This window comes from Pseudomonas fragi (assembly GCF_025426255.1).
GTDB lineage: Bacteria > Pseudomonadota > Gammaproteobacteria > Pseudomonadales > Pseudomonadaceae > Aquipseudomonas > Aquipseudomonas kulmbachensis.
In genome coordinates, this window is the sequence record NZ_CP104861.1 from 3,090,025 (window position 1) to 3,103,481 (window position 13,457).

The 13,457-nt window shown below is 58.9% G+C and carries 11 protein-coding genes; 4 read left to right on the forward strand and 7 right to left on the reverse strand.

The window, feature by feature from the left end; genetic code table 11:
- Positions 1-10: 10 nt before the first annotated feature.
- The 7 genes from N7D90_RS14105 to N7D90_RS14135 all read right to left on the reverse strand — a co-directional run bounded on the left by N7D90_RS14105 (position 11) and on the right by N7D90_RS14135 (position 9,424).
- On the reverse strand, positions 11-1,048 hold the full coding sequence (locus tag N7D90_RS14105) for a Rieske 2Fe-2S domain-containing protein (protein WP_261738605.1): 1,038 nt from the start codon (positions 1,046-1,048) through the stop codon (positions 11-13).
- 230 nt (positions 1,049-1,278) lie between these two features.
- Positions 1,279-2,112 carry an SDR family NAD(P)-dependent oxidoreductase gene (locus N7D90_RS14110; protein ID WP_261738606.1) on the reverse strand — a complete coding sequence of 278 codons (834 nt, stop codon included), beginning with the start codon at positions 2,110-2,112 and terminating at the stop codon, positions 1,279-1,281.
- Between the two features lie 16 nt (positions 2,113-2,128).
- Complete coding sequence (locus N7D90_RS14115; protein WP_261738607.1) at positions 2,129-2,896, reverse strand: SDR family oxidoreductase; 768 nt, start codon at positions 2,894-2,896, stop codon at positions 2,129-2,131.
- A 91-nt stretch (positions 2,897-2,987) separates the two neighbouring features.
- Positions 2,988-4,238 (reverse strand): helix-turn-helix transcriptional regulator, encoded by a 1,251-nt coding sequence (locus N7D90_RS14120; protein ID WP_261738608.1) that lies wholly within the window; start codon positions 4,236-4,238, stop codon positions 2,988-2,990.
- Between the two features lie 149 nt (positions 4,239-4,387).
- Positions 4,388-6,814: an efflux RND transporter permease subunit gene (locus N7D90_RS14125; protein WP_261738609.1), complete on the reverse strand. Its 2,427-nt coding sequence runs from the start codon at positions 6,812-6,814 to the stop codon at positions 4,388-4,390.
- Positions 6,811-7,791 (reverse strand): WD40/YVTN/BNR-like repeat-containing protein, encoded by a 981-nt coding sequence (locus N7D90_RS14130; protein WP_261738610.1) that lies wholly within the window; start codon positions 7,789-7,791, stop codon positions 6,811-6,813. The genes N7D90_RS14125 and N7D90_RS14130 overlap by 4 nt, the downstream gene beginning before the upstream one ends.
- 277 nt (positions 7,792-8,068) lie before the next feature.
- Entirely contained in the window at positions 8,069-9,424 is a 1,356-nt protein-coding gene (locus N7D90_RS14135; RefSeq protein WP_261738611.1) for an MATE family efflux transporter, read from the reverse strand.
- Between the two features lie 223 nt (positions 9,425-9,647).
- On the opposite strand from N7D90_RS14135, the gene N7D90_RS14140 reads away from it, so the two are divergent.
- The 4 genes from N7D90_RS14140 to N7D90_RS14155 all read left to right on the forward strand — a co-directional run bounded on the left by N7D90_RS14140 (position 9,648) and on the right by N7D90_RS14155 (position 13,456).
- Positions 9,648-10,331 carry a response regulator transcription factor gene (locus N7D90_RS14140; protein WP_261738612.1) on the forward strand — a complete coding sequence of 228 codons (684 nt, stop codon included), beginning with the start codon at positions 9,648-9,650 and terminating at the stop codon, positions 10,329-10,331.
- Complete coding sequence (locus N7D90_RS14145) at positions 10,309-11,697, forward strand: sensor histidine kinase (protein WP_261738613.1); 1,389 nt, start codon at positions 10,309-10,311, stop codon at positions 11,695-11,697. Before N7D90_RS14140 ends, N7D90_RS14145 begins: the two co-directional genes overlap by 23 nt.
- A gap of 146 nt (positions 11,698-11,843) precedes the next feature.
- Entirely contained in the window at positions 11,844-12,650 is an 807-nt protein-coding gene (locus tag N7D90_RS14150) for an ABC transporter substrate-binding protein (RefSeq protein WP_261738614.1), read from the forward strand.
- Positions 12,651-12,727: 77 nt separating this feature from the next.
- Positions 12,728-13,456, forward strand: a complete 729-nt coding sequence (locus N7D90_RS14155; RefSeq protein ID WP_261738615.1) for an amino acid ABC transporter permease — start codon at positions 12,728-12,730, stop codon at positions 13,454-13,456.
- Position 13,457: the final 1 nt, after the last annotated feature.

A 13,457-nucleotide genomic window follows, 5' to 3' on the forward strand; every position in this document is an offset into this window, starting at 1 on the left:
AAGCAATCAATCAGCGGTGATCTACGGTAGTGATTTCACGACGCTCGGCCATGTTCGCCGCAACGCTGGCTTCGTCTGTAAAGAACTGCTGATACCACTCGCGCAACTGATACACCGGACCATCACCCTCGGCCAAAACCGGGTTGTTGACCCGCACTTTGTGAGTCCAGATATCCACGTCCTGATAGAACGAATCGCGGTTGCGTTGCACGTAATCCAACGCCAGGGCTTCGTTCTGTTCCTGGGTCCAGCCCGGCACTTTTTTCACCATGCAGCCAAAGCGCAGTTCAAAACTGTTGGGGCCGATAGGCACGTGGCAATTGAGCAGGATGGACTTGATTTCCTGACCATCGAACATGGCGCGCATGCGGGTCAGGTGAGTCGCGGGGCCGTAATAGGCCGATTCAGCAACCAGGTCGCCGCCCAAGCGTTCGGAGTCGCCGTGGAAAATTTGCTGAGCGATATGGCCTTCGAACACATTGTGGAAATACTTGGTTGGCGTGCCATGTACCGGACCGAAATGCTGGGCATCCACCAGGTTGTCGACCAGTTCACGAGGGTTGGTATTGATGATCAGCTTGTCCATGTACCAGCTGTGAAGCCACTCATCGCTGTCCATTTCCGGCAGATGCGGGATCACCACGCCTTCGGCAGGCGGCTTGCCTTCAGGGTTGTTCCACACAAACAGCAGCTTGTTCACTTCGCAGGTCTGCCAGGCGCGGGTTTTGGCCTTGGGCGGAATACGCTTGCAGTAAGGGATCTCGACACACTTGCCACTGGCGTCGTACTGCCAGTGGTGGAAGGGGCAGACCACCCGGTCATTCTCGATAGTGCCCTGGGACAGGTCGGCCCCCATATGCGGGCAATGGGCGTCCAGCACACTGATCGCGCCAGTGGACGTGGCGAAAGCCAGCAGTCGCGAGCCAAACACATTCAGGGTATGCAACTTGCCATCACGGAATTCATTAGCTTCGCCCAGGCAATGCCAACCACGGCCAAAACGCGGTGACAAAGTATTCTCGACGTGGATTTCTGCGAGTTTAGTCATTTTTATTATTCCTCAGGTTAAGGGCCAGGGCGCTTACCGAATGATCTTCACCGAGGTCCGAGGCAGGTTCATCGTTCAGATGGACTAGTACACCGAGGCGCCGTAGCTGCTGTCGAGGAACGAGGCTGCGATGGGCTGCGCAGCGGCCTCGATGTCTTGAAGGTCCTTCGTCCCTTATCGCAGCCTCGTTCCTGGACAGTGGCTACAGCATTTGAGAGTGCAAATTCGTATTACCGCCAGTCCTCGACAATCCCGTGTTCCCTGGCAAATGGCTGGCAATGAATGGTCTTGCGCTGGTGATCGACTGCCGCATCGTTGGTCGCCAGCCACAACATCACCGCTGCTGGCACCTGGGGTGGCGCAGAACCTGCGCGCAAGGCAATCACGCCCTTGTCACCGATGGTGGCGCGCAAGGCATCGGTGGTCACGACGCCAGGGTTGAGGGTGTAGGCGCGGATCCCCTGCTCGCCGAACTCCACCGACAAAATACCCGACAAACGCGATACCGCCGCCTTGCCCGCGCCATAGGCATAGCCCCAGCCGCCCTTGCCCGCCGCCACCGGCGGATCAGTTTCACCCGCGCCGGAGGTGACGTTAATCACCACCCCGGCGCCCTGCTCCAGCATCTGGCTGACCACGGCCCGGGTCAGCAAAAACGGGGTCATTACATAGCCCTGAAACACCCGCTCCAGGGTCTCGGGCTGCAACTCCATAAACGCTGCGTTAAGGTCGCTGCCCTGATAGATCGCATTGTTGACCAGCACATCCACCCGACCATATTCGGCAACCACCGCACGGCTTGCCGCGAGCACCGATTCGCTGTCGAGCAGGTCCATGCGTACCACCAGCGCCTTGCGCCCCAGTTCGCGGATCGCTGCCGCCGTGGCGTTCAAACTGCCGGGTAGCGCTGTGCCGTCGGGGTTGCGCAAACCGTGGGTATGGCTTTCGCCCTCATCCAGGCTGCGAGCGCTGATGGCCAGATCGAAACCTGCACGGGCAAACGCCAGCGCGGTTTCACGACCGATACCGCGACTGGCGCCGGTAATAAATGCCACTTTGTTCATAAGAGTTCCTTAAAGGTCAAAAGCGCTGCGCGCGCACCATCGCATCCATGCCACCGTCGACAAACATCACGCTGCCAGTGACAAAACTGGCCTGTGTCGACTGCAGAAATGCCACCACCTGGGCAATTTCAGCAGAACTTCCCGCACGCCCCAATGGCGCGACAAACTCACGTACTGCCTTGCCGAACCGGGCATCCTCCTTGGCCGCCTGATGTAGCGGAGTTTCCACCGCGCCCGGTGCAACCACGTTCAAGCGGATACCTTGCGCAGCCCATTGCACCGACTTGCGCCGTGCTTCACAGGTCACCGCGTATTTGGAGCTGGCATAGGCGATATGGGGCTGGCCCAGTGCATCGGCCAGCGCCAGGGCTTGCGTCTCGTCACCGGCCAGCAGCGCTGCAACCATCGGCTGTTGATCAGCACCGGGCTGGGTGGCGGCCACCGAGCCAATCACCAACGCGGCCGGGTTTTCACCCTTGGCCAGCGCGTCAGCCAAACCGTCAAGCAGTTCACTGACGCCGAAGTAGTTCACTGCCAGCACCAGGCTGCTTGAAGAAGCCGTCACCCCAAGACCGGCGCAGCACACCAGGCCATCAAGCACCCCGCCCGACTGCTCAAGCACCTGGGCCACGGCTGTCTGGCGCCCGGTACGGGTCGACAGGTCAGCGACCACCTCGGCATTAGCCCGGTCGATCCCGATAATGCGGTGCCCCGCAGCCCGTAATACCGCGCACACGGCGGCGCCGATCCCGGAAGCGGAACCGCTGACAGCTGTAACTGGCATATGACTTTCCTTGATGATGCAGGCGCAGTAGCCTGGCTGAAGAGCAACCGACAGTGGCGATCAATCGCCACCGTCGGCCGGTAAACGATGTTTAAGCGCTTTTACGAAGCGGCCGCGCCAACTGTGGCGCCGGCACTATCACTGACTCAGCCGCTCGCAAGGCGCACTTGGGCTTTCCCAGCGCGACCACGCTGTTCAGCAGAATCCTTACCAGCTCGGTCTGACGGCGCACACCGGTCTTGGAGAAAATAGAACGCAGATGCGCCCGTGCGGTGTTGCGTCGAATATTCAGGTTTTCCGCGGCCTCTTCCAAGGACAAACCGTTGGCCAACTCCATCGCCAGCGCCGTTTCGGCCTTGGTCAGATTGAACAGCTGCTTGGTCACCACCTCGCTGGCCAGCGACTTGCCGACCGAGTCGCGGATATAGATCACCGCCGCCGGTTTGCTCTTGCCTTCAGCCCATTCCAGCGAAGGAATAGCCTCGACCACCAGCCCCAAGCTGACCTGCCCCGAAGGTCGGGTCACGGACATCGCATCGGCCGTCACCCCGCCATCGCGCACTTCCTGACTAAAGGCATGCTTGACCAGACGCTGCAGCTCACGGTTGTCGCTGGGGTAAGTGGCTTCCAGCCTGCCACCCACCAGTTTCAGGCCATCGGCGTTTTTGAGGATTTCTTCGGCCACCGGGTTCAGGCGCAGCACCTTGCCGGTTTCGTCGAGCACAATGGTCGCCACGGACAGGCGACTGATAGCCTGCGCATAAAGCTCGCTCATGGACTCGCTGCGATCGAGCAGGTTGTGCAAGTGCAAGGCCCGGCGCAAATGCGGCAGGAAGCTGCTGCACAACGCACGTTCGGCACTGGAAAATTTCGGAGAGGTTTTGGGCCGGGTCAGACGAAAACGCAGCTTGCCACCTTCAGGGGTGGAAATATCGGCCCCCATTACATGGAAGACATTTTGCGGGCCGCAGTAAGCCTTGAAATACGCCGAACTCATCCATTCGGACTCGCTCATCAGGTCTTCAACCGTAAACACCTGATCCAGCGCTTGCCCGGCGAACGGGGTATTGGCTTGCGGGTAGGTTTGATACGTCAGTTCACCCTCGCCTTCAATATCCCCGGCCACAATCATCAGGCCCAGGTCAGGCTGATCCGGCACGCGCAGAATCAAGGTCGCGTAGTTGGCCTGGAACATGTTGCGAACCGCGCACAAGGTACGACCCATGACTTTCGGGTCTAGCGCCCCGTCGTAGAAGCTGCCGATCATTTGATCGTAATCGGCCAGTTCAAGTCCCAGACTGGCCAGGGTTTGATGATTCAGGGTCACTGTATCCACGGACATTTCCTCGCATTGGGTCAGGTTCAGGACCTGCCCTTTTTATTGTTCTTATTACCAGCGGCTTGCCTCTGCGCAGGTACTGCAGCCCTGCGCAAAAGCACCTCAGTGTGTCTTTATGTTGGTCGCCATACAAGCCCGGCAAGCTGTCTGTTTCAGCGGTTTGACGAGTCCTTGGCGGCAACGCTCGGCTTGAGCGGGTAATGCCCGGCAGGCACATCCTGGCCCCGGGGTTTAACCTTGACCAACGGGCGCCCCAGATTGAACCAGGCCGCCAGCGCAGGCAGTAAAAAGATCGCCCCGAGCACGTTAACCAGGAACATGAACGACAGCAGCACACCCATATCGGCCTGGAACTTCAAGGGGGCAAAGGCCCAGGTACAAACACCGATGGACATGGTCAGTGCAGTAAAAACCGCCGCCGTACCGCGTTGGCACATGGCCTGGTAGAAGGCGTTACGCAGGTCCTTGCCGTCGGCCATTTCATGGGCAATCCGCTCGTACAGGTAGATCCCGTAATCGACCCCGACGCCCACGCCCAGCGCCATCACCGGCAACGTCGCGACTTTCAGACCGATTCCCAGGGTTGCCATCAGGGCATTACACAGGATCGCGACAATCGCCAACGGCACCAGAATGCACAGTACTGCGCGCAATGAGCCAAAGGTCAGCCAGCAGAACAGCGCCACCGAGCCGAACAGGGCAGCGAGCATCACCACCTCGGCCTGCTTGACCGCTTCGTTGGACGCGGCCATCACACCGACGTTGCCGCCCGCCATCAGAAACTCCACATTCGGACCTTGCAGACCGGCAATGATGCGCTGGGTTTCGTCGACCACATGGCTCACCGTCGCACCTTCGTGGTCGGTTAGAAACACCAGTATCTGCATGCGCTGGCAGCCTTCAGTCACCAGCCCGTCATCCGGCATGTAAGCACGGGATCCCTGGCTCAAACCGCGTTCGGAACCCGGGATCGCCGACCAGCGCGGGTTGCCTTCGTTATTGCCGGCAATCACGGTTTTACCCATGCCCGCCACACTCTGTACCGACTGCACCCCGGCCACGCTGCGGATCTGAAAGTCGAACGACTCGATGGCCCGCATCACCTGCGGCGCCAGGCAACCTTCTTCAATGCCTTTGACCTGTACAAACACCGACATCACATCCAGACCAATGGAGTAGCTGTTAATGATCTTCTGGTTGTCCTGGTTGTAACGCGAGTCTGCCCGCAGTTCCGGCGCACCAACGCCAATATCGCCTACCGCTAGATCCCGGGCCTTCCAGGCGCCGACGCCGAGCAGCAACAGGCTGACTACAAAGACTGCCAACGCTGGTTTCGGCTCGGCCAGCGCCGACAGCCGCCACCACAATGCGTGCTTGCCCTGAACCTTGAGTCCTTGCGCCAGAGCGCTCGGCTCGAGCTTCAAATACGACAGGATGATCGGCAGCATCAGCTTGTTGGTGATGATCATCAGCATCACCCCAATGCACGCGGTCACGCCCAGCTCATGCACGATGGGAATATCGATCAGCATGATCACGCCAAAGCCCAGGGCATTCATCAGCAAGGCCAGGGAGCCGGGGATGAAAATCTTGCAAAAGGCACCGCGCGCCGCCTGCACCGACGAGCAGCCGCCCAGCACATCCTGTTTCCAGGCATTGGTCATCTGTACCGCATGGGACACGCCAATCGAGAAGATCAGGAACGGCACCAGAATCGACATCGGGTCGATCCCCAGCCCCAGCAAAGGCAGCAACCCCAGCAGCCAGACCACCGGCAACAGCGCCACAGCCAGAGCCACGACGGTCAGCCGCCATGAGCGTGAATACACCCACAGCATCAGGGCCGTGATCACAAAGGCAATCACAAAGAAGCCGATCACTGTAGTCAGCCCTTCAACCACATCTCCCACCAGCTTGGCAAAGCCGACGATATTGATCTCGATCTCGTCATTGCTGTACTTGGAGCGAATATCCTCAAGCCGCTTGGCGACCTCGGCATACGACACCGACTTGCCGGTCTGGGGGTCCAGATCCTGCAGGTCGGCGCGCACCATCGAGGAGGTCAGGTCGTTGGCTACCAAGCGTCCGACCTGCCCCGAACGGGCGACGTTGTTGCGTACCTGGGACAGGTCCTCGGCCGAGCCAGTAAAGCGCGGAGGCACCACCACATCACCAAAAAAACCGTCTTCAGTAATTTCGATGTAACGCACATTGGCGGTAAACAACGAAGTCACACTGGCGCGACTGACACCATTGATGAAGAAAACATCATCCGTAACCTTGCTCAGGGTTTCGAGGTATTGGCGGTTATAGATATCGCCCTCGCCCTTCCACTTCACGCTGACCAAAAAGCGGTTGGCGCCGGTGAAGTACTGGCTGAAGTTGAGGAAGTTGACCATAAACGCGTTGCGTACCGGGATCTGCTTGTTAAAGCCCGGGTCCAATTGCGTATGGGTAGCGCTGTAACCCAGGGCCAGGGTCAACAGCACAAACAGCGCCAGCAAACCCTTGCGCCAAGTAATCAACAGGTCGGCGATACGCTCGACCACACGGTTTATCGCAGTTTTCTGACTACTCACTGGGCACCTCCCAGCGCCGCAACACCACCATCAGCGCCCTGGAACACACCGCGCTCGCCGCCCACCAGCAAGCGCCGAGAGCCGATCAATACCGCCGAAGTCAGTGTGCCCAGACCCGGCAGACGAGTAGCGCTGACCAGCGCACCATTACCATCCAGACGCACCAGCGAGCTGCCCGCGCCGACAATCAGCAAGCCCCCGCCATTGGGCAACAGAGCATGCCCGTAGAGGGGCAACTGATTGCCAACATTCACCGCCTGCCAGGTCTGGCCAAAGTTCTGGCTGACAAACACATGGCCGCGCATGCCGTAGGTCACCCAGCGATCCGGGCTCAAGCGCACCACGCCAAACAATGAACCGTTGTAGAACGGAGCCAGCTTCTCCCAACTGCGGCCCGCATCGTCACTGCGCAACACCAGCCCTTGCTCGCCGACCACCATCCGCCGACCGTCGGCACCGCCGTCCATGCCGTTCAGGTGGGCACTGTCCACCTCCAATGGCTGGGCTTGCCAAGTGCGACCGTCATCATCGGACTGGTAGAACTTGCCAAAACTACCGAACGCCAGCACACGATTACCGCCCGCACTCCAGACACCCAGCAACGGTTCGGCGATTTCAGCGTCATAGCGAACCTCGGACCAGTTCGTGCCTGCATCATCAGAGCGCAGAATCCAGCCATCATGACCCACTGCCAGCAAGCTTTTGTCTTGCAGTGCCACCAGTGCGGTCAGGGTCAAATCACGTTGTGGCTTGACCGCAGCCGACTGCCAGGACACACCCTGATCATCGCTGAGCAAAATATTGCCGCGTTCACCCACTGCAACTACACGCTGATCGAGATACAGCATGCCGTTGATTTGCAGACGATCGGGGCGCAACTGGGCCGAAGCGACGTTAGAGGCATGGCGGGGGGAGAAGGTAAACGCGATGGTTGCAGCGACAATCAGGCAAACCAGATAGCCGATTATTGAGCGCATGGTCGATGCCTCGCTGCACGATTCAGTTGCTGGGCAGAGTTCATGCAGCCAGTCCTCTTTTTATAATCGTGGATGCTCTGGCTACCTACTCGGCGAGGTGCCAGAACCTGCCTTCGATCATCGGACTGGTCAGTCACGGGCACATCGTCCAAATGGCCTAGCCCTGATGGTGGGTGATGCACGCCACCTGTAGCCGCTGACGAGCTACGCGAGGCTGCGGCTACAGAGATGCTCCCACTGGGGCTTGACCTGGAACAGAGTATCTACAGAGAGTGGCTCAAACCAGCCGCTGAATCTGCTTGTGCCGCCAGACCAGCCGGTAGTAAGCGGTCTGCAAGCCCAGCATGGCGATATAGGTCACCGGGAACGCCATCCATACGCCCTCAAGCCCAAAATGCGCATTGAGCGCATAGGCCACCGGCAACTCGATGCACAGCACGCAGAAAATCGTGATTCCCATCGGCACCAGTACTACGCCGCTGGCACGCATGATCCCGCCGATAACTGCCTGGAAGCCAAATACCAGAATGCTCCACAACATGATGTGCAACAGGTGCTCAGCCCGTACACGTGCATCAACGTCGGTAATAAACAGCCCCAGCAGCCAGTGCGAGAGCACATAGCCCAGCACAATCAGGGCTCCGGTCAGGCACAGGTTGATCAGCAAACCGGTACGCAGGATCGGCCCAATGCGCTCGATACGCCCGGCACCAATGGCCTGGGCACCCAGAATCGAGGCAGTAATGGCAATCGACAGCGCCGGGAACTGCACGTAGTTAACGATCTGGGTCACCGCGCCATAAGCCGCCGTAGCCTGGGAACCGTGGCTGTTGACCAGCGCCAGAATCACCAGCTCCGACAGCGATAGCACTACCATCTGCACGCCGGTAGGCAAACCGATGCGCAGCACCTTGCCCAGAATCTCCCGGTTCAGGCGCAATGCAGCCCACAGCTCACGGTCCGGGGCCATCACATGGTTTTTATGGCGCAGGCGCAGCACCAAAAACAGCATGGCCAGAATATTACCCACCAGCCCCGCATAGGCCGCGCTTTGAATGCCCATCGGTGGCAGCCCGATCCAGCCGAGGATAAGGGCCGGGGTCAATAGCAAGCCCACCGCCGTAGACACCATCAGCGCCAGCAACGGCGAAACCGTATCACTGACCCCACGCAGTATTTGCGTAAAAAGAATAAACACCAGCAGCAACGGCATGATCAACATCATCACCCGGGCATAGCCGACTGCCTCTTCCAGCACGTCAACCGGTGTGCCCAATGCCTGCAGGGCTGGCCGTGCCAGCAGGCTGCCCAGCACCGCCGCCAGCAGGCCGATCAGCGCACCAAGGGTCAAGGTAGCCCCGGTGATCTGTTTGACCATCGTGGTCTCCCGCGCGCCCCAGGCCTGGCCAATCAGCACCGACGCACCGGCCCCCAGACCAATCACCAGCGCGATAAAGAAGAACACGATGGGAAACATTCCCGACACAGCAGCCAGCGCCTGGGTGCCGAGCAGTTGCCCGACATAAATCCCGTTGAGGGTGCCGGAAAAGCTCTGCAGGAAGTTGGACAGCACCATCGGCGCGAGGAAAATCAGGTAGGTTCGCCACAGCGGCCGTTGCGAGGGGGTTTGCATGAACAAAGTGCCTGAAGAAATTAACAACGGGGGTTATACCGCAAATGTATCCGTATGTTCCTGTTGAACATGAACATAACCACGACCGGGCTCAACACCTGAACATGGGTTTTTCGACTACCCTTGCTGACGGTTTGCTGAACATGAAGAAACATTAAGAAACGTTTCAGCTTTTTTGTGGGCAAAATGTGCTTATCGCAGCAAAAGCCCATCAGGTGACGGTATGACCCGTATTTTGACCATTGAAGACGATGCCGTAACAGCGAAAGAAATCGTGGCTGAATTGACCAGCCACGGCCTTGAGGTCGATTGGGTAGCCAATGGCCGTGAAGGCCTGGTCCGGGCGGTCAGTGGCGACTACGACCTGATCACCCTCGACCGCATGCTCCCCGAGCTGGACGGTTTGGCGATCGTGACCACCCTGCGCACCATTGGCGTCAGCACCCCGATTTTGATGATCAGCGCCCTCTCCGATGTCGACGAGCGGGTACGCGGCCTGCGCGCCGGTGGGGATGACTACCTGACCAAACCTTTTGCCAGCGACGAAATGGCGGCCCGGGTTGAAGTTCTGTTACGACGCAAAAGCCCGGTCGACAAGTTCGAAACCTCATTGCGGGTTTGCGATCTGGAACTCAACCTGATTACCCGCGAAGCCAGCCGCAACGAGCAACAGCTGAGCCTGCTGCCCACCGAATTCAAACTGCTGGAATTCTTGATGCGCAACACCGGGCAAATCCTCTCGCGCATGATGATTTTCGAGGAAGTCTGGGGCTATCACTTCGACCCGGGCACCAACCTGATCGACGTGCATATCGGTCGCCTGCGCAAAAAAATCGACCCGCCCGGCCAAGTGCCTCTGATTCGCACCGTTCGAGGCTCGGGTTATGTCATTGCCGAACCCCTCTAAGGGCTGGCGTTCTTCCAGCAGTCGACTGCTGGCGTTGTACAGTTTTCTGTTCGTGGCCTGGAGCTGCATCCTCATGGGGGTGCTGTATTACGAAGTCTCGGATTACCTGGGCAACCTGGCCAAGCATTCACTGATGCAGCGCCAGCATTTGTTTGCCCGGTTCGAAGGCGAGCAACTGGACGAAGCGCTGGCCACCAGCATGACGTTCGATATGCGTGCAGTTGATGCCTATGGGCTGTTCGACGCGCAACACAAGCCGCTGAGCGGCCCGATCCAGACAATCCCTGCTGGCTTGCCGCTGGATGGCCAGATCCACGCCTTGAGCACCTGCATCGACTCCGACGATCCCAACCTGCCGCAAGACAGCTGCGATGCCGTGGCCAGCCAGACCAATGACGGGCGCTGGCTGGTACTGGTGCGCGACAACGGCTCGCTGTTTGCCGTCACCCGGATCATTTTGCACGCGCTGTTCTGGGGCTTGTCGCTGACCATTATCCCAGGGATTGCGGGCTGGCACTTGTTGCGCAGGCGCCCGCTGCAGCGCATCCGAGCCATCCAGGCCAGCGCCGAAGCCATTGTCGCCGGGGATTTGACCTACCGCCTGCCGTTGTCCAATCGCCGTGACGAGCTGGACATGCTCGCCGCTATTGTCAACGCCATGCTCGACCGTATCGAACGGCTGATGCACGAGGTCAAGGGCGTGTGCGACAACATCGCCCACGACCTGCGTACCCCGCTCACTCGCCTGCGGGCGCAGCTCTACAGAATTCGACAGCAAGCCGTGGAAGGTTCGCCCGAAGCGCTGCAACTGGACGAAGTGATTGGCGAAACCGACACCCTGATGGCGCGTTTTCGCGGCTTGCTGCGTATTTCCGAGCTGGAAGACCATCAACGGCGCTCGGGCTTTGTGCAACTCGACCCACTGCCCTTGCTGCAAGAACTGTACGACTTTTACCTGCCACTGGCTGAAGAGGGCCAGGTCACGTTGACTCTCGACGCAGCGCAAACATTGCCCAGCCTGACAGGCGATCGGGCGCTGCTGTTCGAGGCGCTGGCCAACCTGCTGAGCAACTCGATCAAATTCACCCCACCCGGTGGTGAAGTGATCTTGCGTGCCACAGACGATGGCGCCAGCCCGCGCATTGAGGTGCTCGACACCGGCCCCGGTATCCCCGAAGCCGAGCGGGTCGCCGTGTTCCAGCGCTTTTACCGTTGTGATGACAAGCACGGTGGTTTTGGCCTTGGGCTGTCCATCGTCGCCGCCATCGTCAGCCTGCATGGCTTTACTTTGGACGTCAGTAACCGCGAAGGCGGCGGCGCCTGGCTAACTCTGCATTGCCGGCAAAGTCTGATAAATCAGGGGTAGACCAATTTTGCACAATACCTGTGGGAGTGAGTGGCGCCACTACATATACCAAAATAGAATATTTAAATCGTTTTATATTCTTTTTTAAAAGCTAATTTTCCTGCAAGACTCTCGTCATAACTCTTCCAACTCATGATGAGAACGAAATGAAAAAACTCACTGCCCTCACCGCTCTGACCCTGGCTGTTTTGTCTGGCCTGGCCCACGCCGATCGTCTGGATGACATCAAAAAATCCGGTGTGCTGCGCGTGGCGTCGTTTGACAGCAACCCGCCGTTTGGTTTTGTCGATGCCAAGAGCAAGCAGATTGAGGGTCTGGATGTCGACTACGCCAAGGCCATTGCCGACAAGCTGGGCGTGAAGCTGCAACTACAGCCGACCAACCCGGCCAACCGTGTGCCGTTGCTGGTGGCAAACAAGGTGGATCTGGTACTGGCCAACTTCACCATCACCCCTGAACGCGCCGAGCAGGTGAATTTCAGCATTCCGTATTTCGCCTCGGGCCAGCAATTTATCGTCAAGAAAGGCACGCTCAAGTCCCCGGAAGAACTGAACAAATGGCGCGTGGGTGTCGACAAGGGCACGGTCAACGAAGGTGTGCTGCGCGAGAAGTTCCCGGGCGCCAAAGTGGTGGCCTACGATGACACTCCGTTCGCCTTCACTGCCCTGCGCAACGGCAACGTACAAGCCATCACCCAGGACGGCCCGAAGCTGATCGGCCTGCTGGCCAATGTGCCGGACAAGGACAAATACGAAGTGCCGCCGTTCACCATTTCCAATGACCTGATCGGCGTCGGTATTCCAAAAGGTGAAGCGCGCCTGACCGAAGTGGTCAACCAGACCCTCACCGACCTGGAAGCCCAGGGCAAGGCACAGGGCATCTATGACACTTGGTTCGGCCCGACTACCAAGACCCCGCTGACCCGTCTGTACAAGATTGGTGACAAAAGCTAACTCCCCTTTTTCGCGGCACCTTTAAGCCCGTCCCGGTCAACCGGACGGGTTTGTTCGTTTCTGGATGGACGCTGTTTATGTTCGGTGAACTGCTTGCCCCGCAATACCTGCACTGGTTGCTCGATGGTTTTGTCCTCACCCTGATTCTTTCGCTCCTGACCTGCCTGGTGGCTACCGGGCTGGGCTTTTTGCTGTGTCTGGCGCGCCTCTCACCGTCGCGCCTGTGGTCGTGGCCAGCACGGGCCTACCTGGCCCTGTTTCGTAATACACCGCTGCTGGTGCAGCTGTTCTTTTGGTACTTCGGGGTCACGGCGATGCTGCCCGAAGGGCTGGTGATGTGGCTCAATCAGCCGCGCAGCCTGTCATTGGGTCTGTTTGAAATCGAATGGCCGTCCTTCGAGTTTCTTGCCGGGTTCTGGGGCTTGATGCTTTATACCGCCGCCTTTATTTGCGAAGAGTTTCGCGCAGGGGTCAGTTCGGTGCGCATTGAGCAACGGGCGGCGGGCCTGGCGCTGGGCTTCAAACCGGCGCAGGTGTGGCGCTATATCGTGTTCCCGCAGGCACTGCGCACGGCCTTGGGACCATTGTTGGGGCAGTACATGAATGCCCTGAAGAACTCGTCGCTGACCATGGCCATTGGCTTGGCTGAACTGTCTTACGCCTCGCGTCAGGTCGAGACTGAAACCTTCAAGACCTTTCAAGCCTTCGGTTTTGCCACCCTGCTATATGTGGCCAGCATTGCGTTGATCGAGGTGATCGGCCAATTGATTGCACGCAGCAAGTGGTATCGCCAGGGAGTGGTGTAAA